Here is a 19,547-nt window from a genome sequence, read left to right as displayed (position 1 = left end):
GTAGCATACGACAACGATTTTCATTACCGACAAGGGTCGCTCACGGCGACCCTCGCAAGGAGCAGCCCCACCATGTCCGCCCACTGCCAACTCACCGGCGCCGCACCGAGCTTCGGCAACCGCATCTCCCACTCCCACCGCCGCACCCCGCGCCGCTTCGACCCCAACATCCAGCGCAAGCGGTACTGGCTCCCCAGCGAGGGCCGCCACATCCGGCTGACCCTCAGCGCGCGGGCGGTCAAGACCGTGGACGCCATCGGCGTCGAGGCCGCCGTGGCACGCATCCGGGCCCGTGGCGGGAACGTCTGATGGCCAAGAAGAGCAAGATCGCCAAGAACGAGAGCCGCCGCCGCACCGTCGAGCGGTACGCGGCCCGCCGGGCGGAGCTGAAGGAGATCATTCGCAGGCCGGCCTCCACGCAGCCCGAACGAGCGGCGGCCGAGCGGGAGTTGCGCCGCCAGCCCCGCGACGCCGCCGCGACCCGCGTACGCAATCGCGACAGCGTGGACGGCCGCCCGCGCGGCCACCTCCGCAAGTTCGGCCTCTCGCGGGTGAACCTGCGGAAGCAGGCGCACGCCGGGTTCCTGCCGGGGGTGCGCAAGTCGTCCTGGTGACGAGGAGGAGCCGCGGCGGCCCCCCGTCGCGGCTCCACGGCCCGAGCACCGCGAGCGTGCTCGTCGCGGCCTGCACGGTGGTGACCCTTTCGCCGCTCGTCCGCACCGGCCACGTGGTGGAGTTGTCGACCGGGGACATCGGCGAACTGTCGCTGTTCGCCTACCCGTTGCCGGGGCACGGTGATCCAGCGGTACGTCAGCGGCACCGCGCCCGGTCCGGGGGTGTCGCTGTTCATCGCGGCGGCCGCGGCGGTGGGGCTGCCCAGCCATCTCGGGACGACGTTCCGCGCGATCCCCCGCGTGACTACGCGTACTCCGCGCTGCCGGTCATGACGACCTTCGGCACGACCGTGAGCGTGACCTCACGGCCGATGCGGCGCACCGTGTCGGCAAACTCGGTCATCGCGTTCGTGTGCAACACCGCGACGCTGGCCGGCCTGGTCTCCGCCCTGACGGCGGGCTGAACACCCCTGCGCGGGACCGGCGTCGTCGCTGGTCAGCGGGGGCGTACGGAGTCGAGATTGGCCGATTGACCTAGCCGAATCGGCCGATTGTCGACGTTCGCGGCCGCGAAGTTGGCGCTGCTTCCGCGAGCGTCCTAGAGTCGACTTGGTTGGTCTAGGCAACCTTTATTCGGGAACTTTCCCGCCCCCCACAGCAGAACCGCAACAACCGGCCGGGCCCCCGCACGCCCCGGCCCAGGAGGACCCCCCATGCCCGACGTCGCAGCCCCACGCTTCCGCAACCCCGTGGAGGACATCCTCGACGCCCTGCGGGAGAACCCCGGACGCGAGGCCCTGGTACACGGTGAACACCGCGTCTTTGCAGGGGAGTTCCACGACCTGGTGCACCGGATGGCGTGGGCCATGCGGGCCCAGGGGATCGAGCGCGGCCAGACCGTCACCCTGCTCAGCGGCAATTTGCCCGAGGCGATAGCCGTGCGCTACGCCGCGAACCTGATCGGCGCCCGGGTCAACCACCTGTACAGCAAGCTCTCCGCCGAGGTGCAGGCCGCGATCGTCGCCGACGTGGAGACGCGCGCCCTCGTGGTCGACCCCCGGCTGACCGGCCGGGCCGCGGAGATCACCGCGTCGGTGCCGGTCAAGTCGGTGCTGACGCTGGGCCCTTGTGACAGCGCGGACGACCTCCTGGCGCTGGCCGCCGCGCAGCCGGCCGACGCGTTCCCCAGCCGGGCGGAACCGGACGACATCTGCGGCATCCGCCACACCGGCGGCACCACCGGCCACCCCAAGGGCATCTGCACGACCTTCCGCCAGGTCCAGGAGACCCGCTCCGCGCGCCCGGTCACCGGGGAAGGGACCGGCGAGCACCGGCAGTTGGTCGCCACCACCATCGCGCACGCGGCCGGGATGCTCGCGGACGTGGTGCTGGAGACCGGCGGCACGGTGGTCCTGCTGGACGACTTCGAGCCGGGTGAGGTGCTCCGTACCGTCGAGCGGGAGCGCATCACCCACATGTGGCTACTGCCGCCGCTGCTCTACCAGTTGCTCGACCACCCCGACCTGGCGCACACCGACACCTCCGGCCTGCGCCAGGTCCTCTACGGCGGCTGCCAGTCCTCCCCCGCCCGCATCGCCGACGCCGTACGCCGCCTCGGCCCGGTGCTGACGCAGGGGTACGGGCAGAACGAGGGCGGCCTCATCAGTGTGCTGCCCGCGACGGACCACGACCCGGACGACCCCGCCCTGCTGCGCACCGCCGGGAAGATCCTGCCGAGCGTGGACGTGGAGATCCGGGACGCGGACGGCAACGTCCTCCCGAACGGCGAGCACGGCGAGATCTGCGTCCGCTCCGCCATGGTCATGCAGGGCTACTGGAAGCAGCCGCGGCTCACCGCCGAGGTGCTCCGGGACGGCTGGCTGCACACCGGCGACGTCGGCTTCCTCGACGACGCGGGCTACCTCACCGTGGTCGACCGCCTCAAGGACATGATCGTCGTGGTCGGCGGCCATGTGTACACCACCGAGCTGGAGGACCTGCTCAACAGCCACCCGGACGTCCTGCAGAGCGCGGTCTTCGGCGTCCGGGACGAGGACCGCATGGAGCGCGTCCACGCCGCCGTCCTCCTCGCCCCCGGCGCCACCACGACCGCCGACGAGCTGCGCGCGCTGGTCCGCGCCGAGCGCGGCGCGATGTACGAGCCGGCCCGGATCACCTTCCCGTCCGCCCTCCCCCTCACCGACGTCGGCAAGCCGGACAAGAAGGAACTGCGCCGCCTCGCGTCGCTCTGACGCCGTCTTCCGCCGCGGCCGTCCGATGCTCACCGGCCTCGCCACCGGCGGTGTCGTGCCGCCCACGTGTCCTGACTACTCGCCCGTGGCCGTGAGGACGAGCACCGCCTGGTCGTCGTCGATGTCGTGGCCGCCGGTGAAGGCGCGTACGGCGTCGGTCAGCGAGTCGATCAGGCGCCCGGCGGCGGGCGGGCGCGGCGACCCGGCCAGCGCCTGCGCCACCCGCACCTCGCCGAACTGCTCGCCGTCGGGGGCGCGGGCCTCGGTGAGGCCGTCGGTGTAGAGCAACAGGCTCTCGTTCGGGCGCAGTCGCAGCCGACGCGGGCTGACGTGCGGGTCGGGCGTCACACCCAGGAGAAGCCCGGAGGCGTCCACCGTGCGCACCGTGTGGCCGGCGTCGATGACGAGGGGCGCGGTGTGTCCGGCCCGGATCAGTTCGATGTCCAGACCGTCCGGGGCCGGGGTGAACTGCCCGTAGACGAGCGTGACGAAGCCGGTGCCGTGGCTGCCGGGGCGGTCGCACAGCGCCCGGTTGACGGCCTCGACCACGGCCTGCGGGCCGGGCAGCAGCGGGGCGACGGCGCGGGCGGTGTGCCGTACCAGGGCGGTGGTGGTCGCGGCGGTGGCGCCTCGCCCGCACACGTCGCCGAGCATGAACGCCCACCGGCCGTCCCGCAGCGGGAAGACGTCGTAGAAGTCGCCGCCGATGTCGAGTCCCTCGCCGGCGGGGTGGTAGTACGTGCCCACGTCGGCGCCCGGCACGTCGGGGACGCCGGGCAGCAGCAGACCGGCCTGGAGGTCGCGGGCGAGGGTGACCCGGTGGGTGTACTGCCGCGCGTTGCGGGCGGCGGCGGAGGCCCGGCGGGCGAGTTCCTCGGCCAGCGCGACGGTGTGGCCGTCGAAGGTGTGGTCGCCGACGCTCAGCAGGGTCATCGTGCCGAAGGTGTGGCCCCGGTCGAGCAGCGGGACGCACAGGTAGCCGGTGACGCCCAGGTCGTGCCAGGGGCCCGGCCCGGTGGGCGTGCGGCGGGCGACCTCGCTGACCCCGGAGGCCAGGACGCGGGCCACCGCGTCGTCGGCGGCGTCGTACACCGGGATGTGGGAGGCCAGCAGCGCGGCGCGCTCGGCTTCCGGCGCGGCGGTCGCGACGCGGCGTACGCGGCCGGACTCCACGACGTCGACCGCGCACAGCGGTGCCAGGGTGGGGGCGCACGCGTCGGCGAGGCGCTGGAGGGTCTGGGTGGCGTCCAGGTCGTGGGCGAGCGAGGTGCTGGCGTCCAACAGGAAGGCGAGGTCGGCGCGGGCGGCCTTCTCGCGGGCCTCGGCGGCCTGCCGGGCCTGCTCGGCCTGGTGGCGCTCGATGGCCAGGGCGGCGGTGCCCGCGAAGATCCGGGCGAGCGCGAGGTCGTAGTCCTGCGGCGAGCGGGGCGTGCGGTGGTACATGGCGAAGGTGCCGAGCAGCGATCCGTCGCGGGCCAGCACAGGAGTGGACCAGCAGGCGGCGAGCCCGGCCTTCTCGGCCAGCTCGCGGAAGTCGTCCCAGTACTCGTGCGTGGCGATGTCGGAGACGATCACGCTCTGCCGGCGGTGGGCGGCCGTACCGCAGGAGCCGACGCCCTCACCGGCGGCGATGCCGTCGATGGCCTCGTTGTAGAAGTCGGGCAGGCTGGGCGCGGCGCCGTGGCGCAGGTGGCGGCCGTCGGCGTCGGCGAGCAGCACCGACACCAGCACCTCCTCGGGCGCCAGGTCCTCGATGACCCGCGCCATGCCGTGCAGCACGTCGGCCAGCGGGGCCTGGCGGGCGATCTGCTCCAGCAGCGCCGCCTGCTCGGCCGTGAGCCGCTGGGCCTGTCTGACCTGCGTGGTCTCGACGCCGATGACGCGGACGCCGGTGACGTTGCCGCCGGCGTCGAGCCGGGGCTCGTAGGTGAAGTCGAAGAAGGTCTCGCGAGCGTCGGCGCCGGAGCCGAGCAGCACCCGCCGGTCCCGGCCGGTGACGGACCGGCCGGTGCGGTAGACCCGGTCCAGCAGGCCGATGAAGCCCTGTTCGACGAGTTCCGGCATCAGTTCCGCGAGCGGCAGGCCGGTGCGGGCGCGCTCGACGCCGCCGATCGCGGCGAAGAACGCCGGATTCGCGGACTCCAGCATGTGGGCCGGTCCCGCGAGTGAGGCGAAGACGGCCGACGACTGCCCGAAGAGCGCGCGCAGATCGTCGTCCCGCCCGCCTCCCGGCCGGCCGGCCTCGGGCTGGTCCAGCCCTGATACGCGCGTCATGCGCTCCGCTCCTCGTTCTGTTGGACCGCCGAGACGACGCCACGTCCGTCCGAGCCTGCGGCAAGCGCCTCAGCAGCGTCCTTGTGCACAGAGAAGAGCTGGTCCAAACCTGTCAGGGTGAACAGACGTGACACCGACGCGGGTACGGCCGCGAGGCGCAGGCTCCGCTGCTCGGCGGTCAGCCGCTGGTAGAGGCGCAGGAGCGCGCTGATCCCGGAGGAGTCGCAGAAGGTCAGTGCGGCGCAGTCGACCACGACCGGCAGCGTCCCCGGCGATCCGTCCAGTTCGTCGTCGGCCGCCTCGTACAGTTGCACCACGCTGTCGAAGTCCAGTTCGCCGCACAACACGAACAGCACGCCCAGCGCGTGCTGCCTCACGTCCACCGAGAACACCCTCAGTTGCCTTCCACTCGGCTACCGCCGCCTGCCTTTCGTCACAGGAAGCGTCTCACGGGCGTGACCGCGGCTTCCTTCAGCCGCTGGAAAGCGGCTCTTCGCCGCCATCTGGCGAGGTCGATGGCGACGCTGTGTTCGAGGTCGGCGTCGTAGTCGCGGTCGAGGGACGCGGTGAACTCCTCGTCCAGCACGGCGAGCATGACCTCCTCGTCGTGGTCCATGGAGCGGCGGTTGAAGTTGGTGGAGCCGATCAGGGCGGCCACCGAGTCCACGGTGATGATCTTGGCGTGCATCATCGTCGGCTGGTACTGGCGGATGTCGACGCCCGCGCGCAGCAGCTTGGTGTAGTGGTGCTGCCCGGCGAGCTGGCAGGCCCGCTGGTCGGTGTACGGGCCGGGCAGCAGGATCTCCACCTCGACGCCCCGGCGGGCGGTGCGGCACAGCAGGTCGATGAAGTAGTCGTCGGGGGCGAAGTAGGCCGTGGCCAGGCGGAACCGTTCCTCCGCCGAGGTGAGCATGACCCGGATCAGGGTCTGCATGTCCTGCCAGCCGATGCTGGCCGAGCCGCGCACGACCTGGACGATCGAGCTGCCGATCTGCTCGTGCCCGGTGAAGCGGTCGCGGTCGTCGAACAGCTCGTCGTGGCACTCGGCCCAGTTCTGGGCGAAGGCGGCGGCGATCCCGTCGACCGCCGGTCCGCGCACCTGGACGTGGGTGTCGCGCCACTCGCCGGGGTTGCGGGCGTCGCCGCACCACTCCTCCGCGATGCCGACACCGCCGGTGAAGGCGGTGTCCTCGTCCACGATCAGGGCCTTGCGGTGGCAGCGGTGGTTCTGCTTGAAGGGGGAGAGCCAGACCGGCTTGCGGAACCAGGCGACCTGCACCCCGGCCTCGTCCATGAGGTCCAGCAGCCCCGGCTCGATCTGCTTGGCGCCGAACCCGTCGAGCAGCAGCCGTACCCGCACGCCCTCCCGTGCCCGGTCGGCGAGGGCGGCGGCGAAGTCGCGGGCGATCTGGCCGCGCCAGTACACGAAGGTCATCATGTCGATCGTGTGCCGGGCCGAGGCTATGGACTTCAGCATGGCGGGGAAGATGGCGCTGCCGTTGCGCAGCGGGATCAGCTCGTTCCCCTCGGTCGCGGCCACCCCGATCAGCCGCTCCAGGCGGCGGCGCAGGCGCTGCTTGCGGGCGTCGGCGTCCAGGGCGCCGCCGGGTGCGAGAGCTACCGGTATGCCGTCGAGGGTCACAGCGAGTTCTCCAGTTGTGCCAGTGCGCGGATCGGATCGGGGCGGCCGGTGGACCCCCGAGGACCCTCATGCCCGGCACGCGCCCCATCATCCCGCGCCGGTGAACCACCCCGCCTGTGACCGGCATCACAGTGCGTCAACGGCTGTCGTCAGGTCATCATATGACCTGTCCGCCGACGGCACCGAAGGCGTCCGGGCGGCCACTGCGAGACAAGGATGTTGCGCGTGACGGACCAGAAGCCCCGCGTGGGCGTGGTGGGACTCGGGGCCATGGGGCTCGGGATGGCCCGCAGCCTGCGAACGGCGGGATACGACGTCGGAGTCCACGACCTGCGGCCCGAGGTGGCCGCCGACTTCGCCCGCGAAGGCGGCACCGCCTTCCCCTCCCCCGGTGAACTCGCCGCCACCGTCGACGTCCTGGTCGGTGTGGTCGTCAACTCCGCCCAGACCGAAGAGGTGTTGTTCGGCACGGAGGGTGCCGTCGAACGGCTGCGCCCGGGCGCCGTGTTCATGATGTGCTCCACGGTCGACCCCGCCTGGTCGGCCGAACTGGGCTCGCGGCTGGCCGAGTCGGGCGTCCTCTACCTGGACGCCCCGGTCTCCGGCGGTGCCGTGCGCGCGGCGGCCGGTGAGCTGACCATGATGACCTCCGGCGCCCCGGAGGCGTACGCGCTCGCCGGGCCGGTGCTGGAGGCGATGAGCGCGACCGTGCACCGGCTGGGCGACGAGGCCGGGCTCGGCTCCAAGGTCAAGGTGGTCAACCAGTTGCTCGCGGGCGTTCACATCGCCGCGGCCGCCGAGGCGATGGCACTGGGCATCAAGGCGGGCGTGCCGGCCGGAACGCTGTACGAGGTCATCACGCACAGCGCGGGCAACTCCTGGATGTTCGAGAACCGCATGGCGCACGTGCTGGCCGGTGACTACACGCCCCTGTCCGCCGTGGACATCTTCGTCAAGGACCTCGGGATCGTGCTCGACTCCGCCCGCCCGGAGCGTTTCCCGCTGCCGCTGGCCGCCACCGCCCACCAGATGTTCCTCCAGGCGGCGGCCTCGGGGCTGGGCGGCGAGGACGACAGCGCGGTGATCAAGATCTTCCCGGGGATCGACCTGCCGAAGCCGGAGGAGGGCTGACATGGGAATCCGGCTCGGCGCCATCGCCGACGACTTCACCGGCGCCACGGACCTGGCGAACAACCTGGTGCGCGCGGGCATGCGGGTGGTCCAGCTCATCGGCGTCCCCGAGGACGGCGGGTACGACCTCGCTCCGGACACGGACGCGGTGGTGATCGCGCTCAAGTCCCGTACCGCGCCCGTCGCGGAGGCCGTGGACGCCTCCCTGCGTGCGCTGGCGTGGCTGCGGGGGGCGGGGGCCGAGCAGGTCTACTTCAAGTACTGCTCGACCTTCGACTCCACCCCGGCCGGGAACATCGGGCCGGTCACCGAGGCCCTGATGGACGCGCTCGGCACGGACTTCACGGTGGCCACCCCTGCCTTCCCGGACAACGGGCGCACTGTCTTCAAGGGTCATCTCTTCGTGGGAGACGTGCTGTTGAGCGAGAGCGGCATGCGGGACCATCCGCTGACGCCGATGACCGACTCCAACCTGGTCAGTGTGCTCGGCGCACAGACCACCCGTCCTGTCGGGCTCATCGACCACACGGTCCTCGCGGGCGGCGCGGAGGCGGTGCGGTCCCGGATCGCGCAACTCCGTTCACAGGGCGTCGCGTTCGCCGTCGTGGACGCCGTCTCCAACGACGACCTGGTGCGACTGGGCGCGGCGGTACGGGACCTGCCGCTGGTGACGGCCGGTTCGGGGCTGGCCATCGGTCTTCCGGCGAACTGGGGACTTGAACCCTCCTCGGCGGCGGCCCAGTTGCCGCCCGCCTCCGGACACCGGGCCGTCGTCTCCGGCTCGGTCTCCACGGCCACGAACGGCCAGGTCCGCGCCTTCCTGGACACCGGGCGCCCCGCGTTCGCCGTGGACCCCCTGCGTATCGCGGCCGGTGAGGACGTGGCGGGGTCGGCGCTGGCCTTCGCCGAGGCCCATCTGGCCGGCGGGCCCGTGCTGATCTACTCCACCGAGGCCCCCGAGACGGTTCGCGGGGTGCAGAGCAGGCTCGGTGCCGCCGAGGCCGGTGAGCTGGTGGAACGGACTCTGGCCGAGGTGGCGCGAGGACTCGTGGCGCGCGGGGTGCGGCAGCTCGTCGTCGCCGGAGGTGAGACCTCGGGCGCGGTCGTGCAGGCCCTCGGCATCACCGGGCTCCGCATCGGCCCGCAGATCGACCCCGGCGTGCCCTGGTGCGCGGCGGCGCTGCCCGACGGGGAGACACTCCATCTCACCCTGAAATCCGGCAACTTCGGCGGCCCCGACTTCTTCACCGCCGCGTTCGACCTGTTGGACCCGGCATGACCGGCCCGGTGGAGGAGGCCCGGCGCGAGATCGTCCGGGTGGGCACGAGCCTGTTCGCGCGCGGCTATGTCCACGCCAGCGCGGGCAACATCAGCGCCCGGATCGGTGACTCCTACCTGATCACCCCGACCGACGCGGCCCTGGGCTTCCTGGAGCCCGGCCGGCTGGCGCTGGTCGACGCCGAGGGCGAGCAACTCGCGGGCGACCGCGCCAGCAAGACCCTCACCCTGCACCGCCGTATCTACGCCGCCGACCCCACCGCCCGCTTCATCGTCCACACCCACTCCACCCACCTGGTCGGGCTGACCCTGGCCGGGGTGTGGCGCGCGGACGACGTGCTCCCGCCGATCACGCCGTACTACGTGATGAAGGTCGGGCACGTCCCGCTCGTCCCCTATCACCGGCCCGGCGACCCGCGCGTGGCCGAGCTGGTGACCGCCCGTATCGCCGAACGCGCCAAGCGCGGTACGCCGATCCGCGCGGTGCTGCTCGACCGGCTGGGCCCGGTCGTCTGGGGGCCCGATGCGGCCTCCGCCCTGACCGTCCTCGAAGAACTCGAGGAGACGGCACGCCTGTGGCTGCTCACCGAGCGCAGGCCCGCACCGCTCGCGGAACCCGAACTCGTCGAGCTGCGCTCGGTGTTCGGCGCCCGCTGGTGAAACCCCCGTCCCGAGAATCCCCCTGAGCCGCTCAAAGGATTCGCCATGTCCCTCCCCAAGGTCGCCACCGAAGTCGACCTCAACCGCGAGAACGCCGTCTTCCGCAAGGTCGTCCGGCGCATCGTCCCCTTCCTCGTCCTCGCTTACGTCGTCTCCTACCTCGACCGCGTCAACGTGGGCTTCGCCAAGCTCCAGATGTCCGCCGACCTGGGGTTCAGCGAGGCGTCGTACGGCCTGGGCGCCGGGCTGTTCTTCATCGGGTACTTCCTCTTCGAAGTGCCGTCGAACCTGCTGCTCCAACGGGTCGGCGCCCGCACCTGGATCGCCCGGATCATGATCAGTTGGGGCGTGGTCTCGGCGGCCTTCGTGTTCGTCACCAATGAGACGACGTTCTACGTGCTCCGCTTCCTGCTGGGCGCGGCCGAGGCCGGGTTCTACCCCGGCGTCATCCTGTACTGCACCTACTGGTTCCCCTCCCACCGCCGGGCCCGCGTCATCGCGATGTTCATGTCGGCGATCCCGGTGGCGGGCATCTTCGGCAACCCGCTCTCCGGCTGGATTCTGGACGCCTTCCACGGCACGGGCGGCTGGCAGGGATGGCAGTGGATGTTCGCGCTGGAGGCGCTGCCGGCCCTCGCGGTCGGGGTGGCCACGCTGTTCTACCTGGACAACGGGGTACGGGACGCGAAGTGGCTCAGCGACGAGGAGAAGGACGTCGTGGAGCGGGCGCTCACCGAGGACGCCGCGCACCGGACGGTCCACGGCAAGGTGTGGGACGGCTTCCGCGATCCCAAGGTGTGGCTGATGAGCCTGATCTACTTCTGCTTCGTGATGGGCCAGTACGCGCTGACGTTCTGGATGCCGACCTTCGTGGAGTCGACCGGCATCAAGGGCAACCTGGCCATCGGGGTGCTCAGTTCGGTGCCGTTCCTGGCCGCGCTGGTCGCGATGAACCTGTTCGGCCGCTCGGCGGACCGGCGCCGGGAGCGCCGCTGGCATCTGGTGGTCCCGAGCCTCATGGGCGCCGTCGGCTTCACCCTGGCCGCCTCCTGGTCGGGCTCGACCGCGCTGTCCCTGCTCGCGCTGTCCTTCGCGGCGGCCGGCGTGCTGACCTGCGCCCCGCTGTTCTGGTCGCTGCCCACCGCCTTCCTGGGCGGTACGGCGGCCGCGGCCGGGCTCGCGCTCATCAACTCGGTCGGCAACCTGGCCGGTTTCGTCAGCCCGTACATGATCGGCGCGCTGAAGGACAGCACCGGCTCGGCGTCCATACCGATGTACGTGCTGGCGTTCAGCCTCGTGGTGGGCGCCGCCGCCGTACTCACCACCAAGAAGGACGTCGTCAACCGCTGACCGGCGCCTCACCGGCGTCATGGGAGTGACCATGCCGAGGTTCGCAGCGAACCTGTCCATGATGTACACCGAGCATCCCTTCCCGGCCCGCTTCGCCGCGGCCGCCGCCGACGGCTTCGAGGCCGTCGAGTACCTCTTCCCTTACGCGTACGACCCCGCCGGACTGCGCCGCCTGCTGGACGACCACGGGCTGCGGCAGGTGCTGTTCAACGCCCCGCCCGGCGACTGGGATTCGGGTGAGCGCGGTACGGCCGCGCTGCCCGGCCGGGAGGCGGAGACGCGGGCCGGGATCGAGCGGGCGCTGGAGTACGCGGCCGCGCTGGACTGCCCGCGCGTGCACGTGATGGCCGGGCTCCTGCCGTCCGGCGCGGCCCGCGACACCTATCTGGACAATCTGGCCTGGGCCGCCGAGCGAGCCGGGTCCGCCGGGGTGGACCTCCTGATCGAGCCGATCAACCACCGTGACATGCCGGGGTACTTCCTGAACCGGCAGGCCGACGCGCACGCTGTCGTACGGGAGTTGCGCGCCGACAACGTCAAGGTCCAACTGGACCTCTACCACTGCCAGATCACCGAGGGTGACCTCACCACGGTCCTGCGCCGGGACCTGCCGACCGGCCGGGTCGGGCATCTCCAGATCGCGGGCGTGCCCGACCGGCAGGAGCCCGGGGCGGGCGAACTGAACATCGGCCATCTCTTCGACGTGATCGACGAGTTGGCCTTCGAGGGGTGGGTCGGCTGCGAGTACCGCCCCCGGGCCGGGACGAGCGAGGGGCTCGGCTGGCTGCGCGACTACCGAGGAGCACACGCATGAGGATCGTCATCACCGGTGGCTTCGGCTTCCTGGGCCGCCAGGTGGCCGAACGGCTGCTGGAGACACGGACGTTCGCTGGTGCGCCGGTGGAACGGCTGGTGCTGGCCGACCTGTTCGCACCGGACGCGTCGCCGCTCGCCGCCGACCCGCTGGTGGAGGTCGTCCGGGGTGATCTCACCGAGCGGCTGGGCGAGTTGTTCGCCGAGCCGGTGGACGCGGTGATCCATCTGGCGTCCGCCGTGTCGGCCGCGTGCGAGGCCGACTTCGACCTCGGCATGGCGGCCAATGTGGACACCACCCGCGCCCTGCTGGAAGCCGCCCGCGCCCAGGCCGCCGCCGGGGGACCGCTCGTACGGCTGCTGTTCTCCAGCAGTGTCGCGGTGTACGGCCCTGACCCGGCGCTGCCGCTTCCGGAGCTGGTCAGCGAGGCCACGCTGCCGACCCCTCGGTCCAGCTACGGGGTGCAGAAGTTCGTCTGCGAGCAGCTCGTCGCCGAGTACACGCGGAAGGGGTTCGTGGACGGGCGGGTCGCCCGGCTGATGACGGTGTCGGTGCGGCCGGGCAGGCCCAATGCCGCTGCCTCGGGCTTCCTGTCCGGTGTCATCCGGGAGCCGCTGGCCGGGCTGCCGGCCGTCTGCCCGGTCGACCCCGGCCTGCGGGTGGCCCTGGCGTCGCCGCGGCGGACGGTCGCGGGCATCCTCCGCATCGCGGAGCTGGAGCGCGGCGAGGGCCCCGGTCAGCTCGACGGACGGCTCCCGGTCAACCTGCCCGCGCTGACGGTCTCGGTCGAGGAGATGCTCCGGACGCTGCGCCGGGTGGCCGGGGACGCGGTCGCCGACCTGGTGACGGTGGCGCCCGACCCCGCCGTGGAGGCCATCGTGGGGTCCTGGCCGGCCGGCTTCGACAACGCGCGCGCCGCCACGCTCGGGCTGGCCGCCGACCCGGACTTCGAGTCGGTGGTCCGCGAGTACCTGGCCGACCACCCCGACGCGGTGACCGCCGTCACCGCGCTGGGGGCGGGGCCGCAGAGCGCCGGTCGATAGACTGAAAAGCATGTTTTCCAAGGTGAGCGGTCCGATACGGCTCGCGGACCGGGTCGCCGCGATACTCGCGGAGGAGATCGAGTCCGGGCGGCTCGCCGAGGGCGACAGACTGCCGACCGAGGTCGCGCTGGTCAAACAGCTCGGCGTGAGCCGTACGGTCGTCCGCGAGGCGGTTTCCCGGCTGCGCAACGCGGGCCTGGTCGAGCCGCGCCAGGGTCTCGGCGTCTTCGTCCTCCCCCGGCGAGCCCGGCCGCTCGACCTGGAGGCGGAGTCCCCGAGCACCAAGTCCAAGGTGCTCCAGATCGTCGAGGTCCGCGCGGCCCTGGAGGGCGAGGCGGCCGCCCTGGCCGCGACCCGTGCCACACCGGACGACCTCGCGCGGATGCGGCTGGCGCTGGCCGCGCTGGACACGGCGGTCGCCGCCGACGGTGACGGCGTGGACGAGGACCTGGCCTTCCACCGCACCATCGCGGAGTCCACCGGCAACCCGGTCCTCGTCCAGACGGTCCGCTACCTCGGCGAGGTCGCCCGCGGCGGAATCCGCGTCACCCGCGCCAACGAGGCCCGCCGCACCGACTTCCTCGAAGCCGTCCGCGAGGAACACCACGCCATCCTCTCCGCCATCGAGTCCCACGACCCCGAAGCCGCCCGGCAAGCCGCCCGCCTCCACCTCCGCCACGCCGCCGCCCGCCTCCAGGACGCGGACGAACGCTTCTGGACGGAGACGGACGGCCTGGACGTGGGGCTGGAGGCGGGACCGGGCGCCTGACGCCACTCCGGCGTGCGCGCCGTGATCTATGTCATTCCGGGCAATCCGCGGAATGTGTTCCACCCTCTGAAAGGTTGGCGTTTACATCTGATCGTCGAGGATGCGAGGCACCCGTGAACCACTCCCCCACCGAGCAGGCCGCCGACACCGTGGCCCGGCTGCGCGGCACGTTCCGTACCGGGCGGACCAAGTCCGTCGAGTGGCGCAAGGAGCAGTTGCGCCGGCTGCGGGCGATGCTGACCGAGCACGGGGACGACCTCGCCGCGGCCCTCCACGCCGACCTGGGCAAGAGCGCCACCGAGGCCCACCGTACGGAGATCGACTTCACGATCCGGGAGATCGACCACACCCTGGAGCACCTGGACGAGTGGCTGCGCCCCGAGCCGGCCCCGGTCCCCGCGCACCTCGGCGCCGACGCCACGGCCTGGACGCAGTACGACCCGCTGGGCGTCGTGCTCGTCATCGCCCCGTGGAACTACCCGGCCCAGCTTCTCCTCGCCCCCATGGTCGGCGCGCTCGCGTCGGGCAACGCGGTCGTGGCGAAGCCGAGCGAACTGGCCCCGGCGACCTCGGCCGCGCTGGCCGAGCTGATCCCGGCCTACCTGGACACCGACGCGGTCGCCGTGGTCGAGGGCGGCATCCCGGAGACGACGGCCCTGCTGGCCCAGCGCTTCGACCACATCTTCTACACCGGCAACGGCACGGTGGGCCGCATCGTCATGCGCGCGGCGGCCGAGCACCTCACCCCGGTCACCCTGGAACTCGGCGGCAAGTCACCGGCGTTCGTCGACCGGGACACCGATCTCGACGTGGTCGCCGACCGGCTGGCGCGCGGCAAGTTCCTCAACGCCGGGCAGACCTGCGTCGCCCCCGACTACGTCCTGACCGACCCGGAGACCGCCCCCGCCCTGGAGGCGGCGCTCGTCCGCGCGGTCGAGGGCATCTTCGGCACCGACCCGGCGGCCTCGCCGGAGTACGGCCGCATCATCAACGAGCGCCATTTCGACCGGCTTTCCGGCCTGCTCGACTCCGGCCGGGTGGCGGTCGGCGGGGGCAGTGACCGTGCGGACAAGTACATCGCTCCGACCGTACTTGCCGATGTCACGCCCGACGCGCCGGTGATGCGGGAGGAGATCTTCGGGCCCATCCTCCCGATCGTCACCGTGCCGGACCTGGACGCGGCGGTGGACTTCATCAACGACCGCGACAAGCCGCTCGCGCTGTACGTCTTCACCGACTCCGACACCACCCGCGAGCGCATCGCCGCCGAGACCTCCTCCGGCGGCCTCGGTCACGGCCTCCCCCTCGCCCACCTCACCGTCTCCGACCTCCCCTTCGGCGGCGTCGGCGAGAGCGGCATGGGCAGCTACCACGGCCGCTACTCCCTCGACACCTTCAGCCACCGCAAGGCGGTACTGAGCAAGCCGCTGGCCTAGCCGGCCGGAACCAGGCCCCCGACGTCACCAAGACCTACGACCGCCGGCCCGCGAGCAGGCGCGCCGCCGACGGACGGCCTGTGAGCCGTCCGCCGGTGGCGGTTCAGCGGACCGCGTCAACCTGCGGCTTTTCAGCGGAAGTTGTCTCGTGCCTCCGCACCGACGGCACCGTCAGCACCACTCCTACCGCCGTCACCTGCCACAGCACCCCGAACCCCAGCAGCCGCTCCGCGCCCACGACCCCCGACACCGGCCCGGCGAGCGCCAGCCCGAGCGGTCCCAGGGCGAAGGCGCCCAGACTGTCGAACGCGCCGATGCGTCCCCGCACTTCCGCCGGGATGTCGCGCTGGATGACGGTCGCCGCGAGGGTCGTGCACACGGCCGCACCGATCCCGGCGAAGAAGGCGGCACCCCCCACCCACGTCAGCGGCAATCCCATGGCCAGAGCCGCCGCCGGAAGAGCCCACCCGAGGGACGCGACGACGGACCAGGTCAGCCCCCGCCTGGGATGCCGGCCGAGCAGCAGCACCCCGCCGACGATCGCCCCGAGGCCCTCCAGCGCCAGCACCGACCCCCACGCCCGCGCGCCGCCGAGCCGCTGCTCGGCGATGGACGGTCCGAGCACCAGGAACGGCGCCCAGAGCAGGAAGTTGAAGAGCCCGATGTGGAGAGTGGTGACCCACAGCCAGGTGCGTGAGGTGAACTCCCGCCAGCCCCGACCGAGTTCGCTGAACAACCCCTGGGCGGGCGCCCGGACCCGCGCCACGGGCAACCCAACCAGCGCCACAACACTCACGCCGTAACTCACCGCGTCGACCGCCACCACGGTCCCGGCGTCGAAGGCGGCGACAAGCAGCCCCGCCAGCCCCGGCCCCACGATCGAGCCCAGCGGCCGGGCCATCCCCAACAGGGCGTTGGCATCAGCGAGTTCCCCTTCCGGGACAAGGGCGGGAACCAGCGCCGACAGCCCCGGCATGAACCCTCCCTCGCCCACCCCGAGGAGCACCGCCAGCACGACGACCTCCCAGATCCGCGCGCTGCCGGTGAGCAACAGCAGCGCCAGCACGGCCTGTGAGCCGAACCGGAGCGCATCCGCCGCGAGCATGACCGTGCGGGCCCCTAGCCGGTCGGTGAACACACCTCCGAGCAGCAGCACGAGCAGGACCGCGAGAATCCGGGCCGCCATCACCCCGCCGACGGCATCGACCCCGCCACCGGGGAGCCGCAGCACGGCGAACGTCGTGGCGATCGTGTTCATCCCCGAGCCGAGCAGCGACGTGATCTGCCCGAGCAGGAAGCGCCGGAACCGGGCATGCCGCAGTACGCGTAGCCGGTGAGCACCGAGTGTCATGAATCCGCACCCTGCCTCCGCCGAACAATTCCCCGCAAGGGTTTCCGCGAATAAACACCGTCCCTTTATGAAAAAGCTCCGTCGACGCGAAATGGCGCAGTAAATGGAGCGTCTTTTACTGCAACATGCCTGGTGGTAAGGTCAGTTACCGAGACGAAAGACGACCTCCGTAAAACTCGTTTACTGCGGGTGGGCAACATGAGCAAGGATCACGCGGCGCCAGTCGAATACGGCGCCGCCGTCGACCGCTATCTCGCCGCGGCGGGTCTCGGCACCGCGTCCCGCCGCATCTACCGCATCTCCCTGCTCGGCTGGGCGTGGCCCCTGGTCGACCGGCGCACCCCCACCGGCCGCGACCGCAGAGGCGCCCACCCCCCGGCCGTCCCGCTCGCCCTGCTGGACGACCCGCAGACCCCGAAACGCCTGCGCCGAGGATTGACCGACCGCTCCACCACCGCACAACCGAGCACACTCATCCGCGAGTTGGCCTGCCTCCGCGCAGCCACGGCCTGGTGGCTGGCCCAGGGCTGGATCGCCACGGACCCGGCCCTCGACCTGGTCCAGCCACCCGCCCCTGCCCAGCCCCAGTCCCCCGGCCGCGCCCGAGCCGCGCTGGCCCTGCGAGCGCCCCTCAGGGAGCTGGCCCTCTGGTACCTCCTCCACGAGTCCCGCGCCCCCGTGGAACACGTACTCGCCCTGGACATCGACCACTTGGACCTCCCTGCCCGCCGCACCAGGGCCCACCCGACCGTCCACCTGAGCTGGGGCGAGGGCACGGCCCGACTCCTCCCCCTCCTCCTCGCCGGCCGCACCGCGGGCCCGGTGTTCGTCACCGCGCGCAGGGCTCCCGCCGCCACGCCCCCGGCGGACCGCTGCCCGGTGACCGGCCGTGGCCGTCTCTCCTACCGCCGGGCGGCGGAACTCTTCACCGCCGCGACCAGGCCGCTCGACCCCTCCGGCCACGGCTGGACCCTGCTGGCCCTGCGCGACCGCGCCGGGCCGGCGACGCCCTGACCTACCCCGGCCCGTCCAGCACCGCCCTCAACTGGTGCAGCCGCACCGCCAGATGGAGGCGCAGCGCGGAGTCCGCCGAGCGCCAGTCGTCGCCGAGGAGGGCCGTGATGCGGTCCAGGCGCTTCAGGAGGGTGTTGGTGTGCACATGGAGGGCGTGGGCGGCCCGGCTGAGGTTTCCGGCGTGGGCGAAGTAGGCGGCGACGGTGCTCACCAGGTCGGTCGAGCGGCGCCGGTCGTAGTCGAGGAGGGGGCCGAGGGAGTCGGTGACGAACCCCTCCAACTCCTGTGCGCGCCGGGGGTCGAAGACGAGCCCGTACATCGCGTAACGCCGTGTGGTGGCGCCCCGGTCCGTCTCACCGAGGCTGCGCATGACGTCCAGGCAGCGTACGGCCAGCGTGCAGGAGTGGGCGCGGTCGTGCCCGGTGATCCGGTCGGCGACCACGAGTACCGGCGTGCCGAGCCTGCGGCGCAGCCGTTGGTGCAGCGTGCGTACCGCGGCCTCGGGGTCGTCGGCGCGCAGCAGCATCGTCGCCCGGCCCAGGTGTTCGCCCGCCAGGCCGGACAACTCGGTCGAGAGGACGTGAAGTTCACGGATGACGTCGGCGGTGGAGCGGCCGGGGCAGTCGACGGTGACCAGGACGTCGAGCCGGTCGACGTCGACTCCCCGCGCGAGCGCTCGGTCGCGCAGTGCCGGATGGACTTCCCGGAGCGGCGGATGGGACAGCAGCTCCATGAGCAGTTCGCCCCGTACCCGCTCCTCGGCCTCCACTCGGGCGTCCCGCAGGAGTGCGAGCAGGCCCGTGATCTGGGCCGAACGCTCCAGCATCCGGACGTCCGCCGACTCGGTGACCGCCCGCCGCCGCAGGGAGAGGGAGCCGAGGTGGCTGCCCCCAGCCTGGATGGCGGCCACGCTGAGGACCGTTCCGTCGGCACCCGCGCCGTGGACGCACCGGCCGGTCCGGCGGGCCTGCTCCAGCAACTCCCCTTCCAGGCGCGGGTCGTCACCCACGGTCTCCGCCCCCGAGGAACGGGTGGCCACCACCTCGTCGTCCCGGTTCCGGATGGTGACCACGCCCTCCAGGTGGTCGACCAACGACTGCGCGATGTCGCCCGGCCCGCCCCCGGTCAGCACCACTTGGGTCAGTGCCTCGTGCACGGCGGCGGCCCGTTCCATCGTGGCGACCTGGTCCTCGATGACGCGGTACGCGTCCTGGAGCCGCTGGAGCGCCACCCGGCTCTCGTCGTACAGCCGGGCGTTGTTGAGCGCTATCGCGGCATGGTCCGCGAAGGCGCTGAGCAGGGCGACCTCGTCCTTCTCGAAGGGACGCTCGGTGCGGTCGGCGGCGAAGAGGACGCCGATCACGCGGTCGCCCACCAGGAGGGGCACTCCGAGCAGTGCGACGAGCCCCTCGTCAAGGACCAGCCGGTCGAAGACGGGGTCGCGGTGGAAGCCGTCGGCGTTCCGGTAGTCGCTGACCCAGACGGGCGCCCTGGTCTCGATCACCCAGCCGCCGAGCCCGGCCCCGGCGGGCATGCGCGCGGAGGAGAACTCCGACGAGATGGTGCCGGCCGACGCTCTGAGAGCGAGGGCGCCGTCCGCGTCGCGGAGCGAGAGGTAGACGAAGTCGCTGCCCATCAGCTCGTGCGCCTCCCGGACGATCGACGGGAGCACCTCGTCGACCTCGCCCAGCACGGTCAGCGAGCGGGCCGTGGCGTACAGGCTGCTCAGCTCGCGTTCGCGGCGCAATCGGTAGGCGGCGAGTTCGCCCCGGCCGTCCTCACTCACAGGCTCGGAGTCGCTGTGTGCCATCGCTCGCCTCCAAGGAGCAGGGAGGTGGTGGATTCACCCACCCCTGAGGTGCGAGGAGTGTAGCGAATACCCATCTCCCAAAGCGCTTGCTCAGCCCTACTCTCGCCCC

General features: G+C 72.1%; 17 protein-coding genes and 1 pseudogene. 13 read left to right on the top strand and 5 right to left on the bottom strand.

All coding sequences use genetic code 11. From position 1 onward, the window contains the following. The first annotated feature begins 72 nt into the window (after nucleotides 1-72). The 4 genes and pseudogenes from rpmB (at nucleotide 73) to ACZ3HQ_RS05615 (ending at nucleotide 2,866) form a co-directional block, all read left to right on the top strand. Complete coding sequence (rpmB, locus tag ACZ3HQ_RS05630; RefSeq protein WP_467508290.1) at nucleotides 73-309, top strand: 50S ribosomal protein L28; 237 nt, start codon at nucleotides 73-75, stop codon at nucleotides 307-309. Continuing rightward, nucleotides 309-614, top strand: coding sequence for a 30S ribosomal protein S14 (rpsN, locus tag ACZ3HQ_RS05625; protein WP_467508288.1), 306 nt, complete (start codon nucleotides 309-311; stop codon nucleotides 612-614). The genes rpmB and rpsN overlap by 1 nt, the downstream gene beginning before the upstream one ends. A 171-nt stretch (nucleotides 615-785) precedes the next feature. Continuing rightward, nucleotides 786-1,078, top strand: a pseudogene (locus ACZ3HQ_RS05620) (DUF1345 domain-containing protein); the annotation flags it as partial. A 249-nt stretch (nucleotides 1,079-1,327) separates the two neighbouring features. Beyond that, nucleotides 1,328-2,866 carry an AMP-binding protein gene (locus tag ACZ3HQ_RS05615; RefSeq protein ID WP_467508286.1) on the top strand — a complete coding sequence of 513 codons (1,539 nt, stop codon included), beginning with the start codon at nucleotides 1,328-1,330 and terminating at the stop codon, nucleotides 2,864-2,866. A gap of 75 nt (nucleotides 2,867-2,941) precedes the next feature. On the opposite strand, the gene ACZ3HQ_RS05610 is transcribed toward ACZ3HQ_RS05615, so the two are convergent. Genes ACZ3HQ_RS05610 through ACZ3HQ_RS05600 form a run of 3 tightly spaced genes read right to left on the bottom strand, consistent with a single transcriptional unit; the run spans nucleotide 2,942 to nucleotide 6,782 of the window. After that, nucleotides 2,942-5,140 (bottom strand): SpoIIE family protein phosphatase, encoded by a 2,199-nt coding sequence (locus tag ACZ3HQ_RS05610; protein WP_467508284.1) that lies wholly within the window; start codon nucleotides 5,138-5,140, stop codon nucleotides 2,942-2,944. Continuing rightward, nucleotides 5,137-5,523, bottom strand: a complete 387-nt coding sequence (locus ACZ3HQ_RS05605) for an STAS domain-containing protein (RefSeq protein WP_467508282.1) — start codon at nucleotides 5,521-5,523, stop codon at nucleotides 5,137-5,139. Before ACZ3HQ_RS05605 ends, ACZ3HQ_RS05610 begins: the two co-directional genes overlap by 4 nt. Before the next feature lie 50 nt (nucleotides 5,524-5,573). Further along, nucleotides 5,574-6,782, bottom strand: a complete 1,209-nt coding sequence (locus tag ACZ3HQ_RS05600) for a phospholipase D-like domain-containing protein (protein WP_467508280.1) — start codon at nucleotides 6,780-6,782, stop codon at nucleotides 5,574-5,576. Nucleotides 6,783-7,007: 225 nt separating this feature from the next. Between ACZ3HQ_RS05600 and ltnD the strand changes: the two genes are divergently transcribed. The 8 genes from ltnD (at nucleotide 7,008) to ACZ3HQ_RS05560 (ending at nucleotide 15,263) form a co-directional block, all read left to right on the top strand. Continuing rightward, nucleotides 7,008-7,913 carry an L-threonate dehydrogenase gene (gene ltnD, locus ACZ3HQ_RS05595; protein WP_467508279.1) on the top strand — a complete coding sequence of 302 codons (906 nt, stop codon included), beginning with the start codon at nucleotides 7,008-7,010 and terminating at the stop codon, nucleotides 7,911-7,913. A 1-nt stretch (nucleotide 7,914) separates the two neighbouring features. Continuing rightward, on the top strand, nucleotides 7,915-9,192 hold the full coding sequence (gene otnK, locus ACZ3HQ_RS05590) for a 3-oxo-tetronate kinase (protein WP_467508277.1): 1,278 nt from the start codon (nucleotides 7,915-7,917) through the stop codon (nucleotides 9,190-9,192). Then, nucleotides 9,189-9,851, top strand: coding sequence for a class II aldolase/adducin family protein (locus tag ACZ3HQ_RS05585; protein ID WP_467508275.1), 663 nt, complete (start codon nucleotides 9,189-9,191; stop codon nucleotides 9,849-9,851). Before otnK ends, ACZ3HQ_RS05585 begins: the two co-directional genes overlap by 4 nt. 45 nt (nucleotides 9,852-9,896) lie before the next feature. Continuing rightward, nucleotides 9,897-11,201, top strand: coding sequence for an MFS transporter (locus tag ACZ3HQ_RS05580; protein ID WP_467508273.1), 1,305 nt, complete (start codon nucleotides 9,897-9,899; stop codon nucleotides 11,199-11,201). A gap of 31 nt (nucleotides 11,202-11,232) precedes the next feature. Then, complete coding sequence (otnI, locus tag ACZ3HQ_RS05575) at nucleotides 11,233-12,015, top strand: 2-oxo-tetronate isomerase (protein ID WP_467508271.1); 783 nt, start codon at nucleotides 11,233-11,235, stop codon at nucleotides 12,013-12,015. After that, nucleotides 12,012-13,058, top strand: a complete 1,047-nt coding sequence (denD, locus tag ACZ3HQ_RS05570) for a D-erythronate dehydrogenase (RefSeq protein ID WP_467508269.1) — start codon at nucleotides 12,012-12,014, stop codon at nucleotides 13,056-13,058. The genes otnI and denD overlap by 4 nt, the downstream gene beginning before the upstream one ends. Nucleotides 13,059-13,068: 10 nt before the next feature. Beyond that, nucleotides 13,069-13,827 carry a FadR/GntR family transcriptional regulator gene (locus ACZ3HQ_RS05565; protein ID WP_467508267.1) on the top strand — a complete coding sequence of 253 codons (759 nt, stop codon included), beginning with the start codon at nucleotides 13,069-13,071 and terminating at the stop codon, nucleotides 13,825-13,827. Nucleotides 13,828-13,940: 113 nt separating this feature from the next. Next, nucleotides 13,941-15,263, top strand: a complete 1,323-nt coding sequence (locus tag ACZ3HQ_RS05560) for an aldehyde dehydrogenase family protein (RefSeq protein ID WP_467508265.1) — start codon at nucleotides 13,941-13,943, stop codon at nucleotides 15,261-15,263. Nucleotides 15,264-15,366: 103 nt separating this feature from the next. Here the strand turns inward: ACZ3HQ_RS05560 and ACZ3HQ_RS05555 are convergent, their stop codons facing one another. Further along, nucleotides 15,367-16,614: an MFS transporter gene (locus ACZ3HQ_RS05555; protein ID WP_467508264.1), complete on the bottom strand. Its 1,248-nt coding sequence runs from the start codon at nucleotides 16,612-16,614 to the stop codon at nucleotides 15,367-15,369. 198 nt (nucleotides 16,615-16,812) lie between these two features. Here ACZ3HQ_RS05555 and ACZ3HQ_RS05550 point away from each other — a divergent pair, with 198 nt between their 5' ends. Next, a complete protein-coding gene (locus tag ACZ3HQ_RS05550) occupies nucleotides 16,813-17,628 on the top strand; it encodes a hypothetical protein (RefSeq protein WP_467508262.1) in 816 nt (271 codons plus the stop codon). A gap of 1 nt (nucleotide 17,629) precedes the next feature. On the opposite strand, the gene ACZ3HQ_RS05545 is transcribed toward ACZ3HQ_RS05550, so the two are convergent. Then, nucleotides 17,630-19,438 carry a helix-turn-helix domain-containing protein gene (locus ACZ3HQ_RS05545; RefSeq protein WP_467508260.1) on the bottom strand — a complete coding sequence of 603 codons (1,809 nt, stop codon included), beginning with the start codon at nucleotides 19,436-19,438 and terminating at the stop codon, nucleotides 17,630-17,632. Nucleotides 19,439-19,547 lie beyond the last annotated feature (109 nt).

Source organism: Streptomyces sp. NPDC018263, assembly GCF_055562575.1.
This window is presented reverse-complemented; position numbering and strand designations above follow the sequence as displayed.

Bases quoted from the DNA above. Each gene is read 5' to 3' on its own strand.
- rpmB (WP_467508290.1), top strand. From the start codon at position 73: ATGTCCGCCCACTGCCAACTCACCGGCGCCGCACCGAGCTTCGGCAAC.
- rpsN (WP_467508288.1), top strand. From the start codon at position 309: ATGGCCAAGAAGAGCAAGATCGCCAAGAACGAGAGCCGCCGCCGCACC.
- ACZ3HQ_RS05615 (WP_467508286.1), top strand. From the start codon at position 1,328: ATGCCCGACGTCGCAGCCCCACGCTTCCGCAACCCCGTGGAGGACATC.
- ACZ3HQ_RS05610 (WP_467508284.1), bottom strand. From the start codon at position 5,140: ATGACGCGCGTATCAGGGCTGGACCAGCCCGAGGCCGGCCGGCCGGGA.
- otnK (WP_467508277.1), top strand. From the start codon at position 7,915: ATGGGAATCCGGCTCGGCGCCATCGCCGACGACTTCACCGGCGCCACG.
- ACZ3HQ_RS05585 (WP_467508275.1), top strand. From the start codon at position 9,189: ATGACCGGCCCGGTGGAGGAGGCCCGGCGCGAGATCGTCCGGGTGGGC.
- ACZ3HQ_RS05580 (WP_467508273.1), top strand. From the start codon at position 9,897: ATGTCCCTCCCCAAGGTCGCCACCGAAGTCGACCTCAACCGCGAGAAC.
- otnI (WP_467508271.1), top strand. From the start codon at position 11,233: ATGCCGAGGTTCGCAGCGAACCTGTCCATGATGTACACCGAGCATCCC.
- denD (WP_467508269.1), top strand. From the start codon at position 12,012: ATGAGGATCGTCATCACCGGTGGCTTCGGCTTCCTGGGCCGCCAGGTG.
- ACZ3HQ_RS05565 (WP_467508267.1), top strand. From the start codon at position 13,069: ATGTTTTCCAAGGTGAGCGGTCCGATACGGCTCGCGGACCGGGTCGCC.
- ACZ3HQ_RS05555 (WP_467508264.1), bottom strand. From the start codon at position 16,614: ATGACACTCGGTGCTCACCGGCTACGCGTACTGCGGCATGCCCGGTTC.
- ACZ3HQ_RS05550 (WP_467508262.1), top strand. From the start codon at position 16,813: ATGAGCAAGGATCACGCGGCGCCAGTCGAATACGGCGCCGCCGTCGAC.
- ACZ3HQ_RS05545 (WP_467508260.1), bottom strand. From the start codon at position 19,438: ATGGCACACAGCGACTCCGAGCCTGTGAGTGAGGACGGCCGGGGCGAA.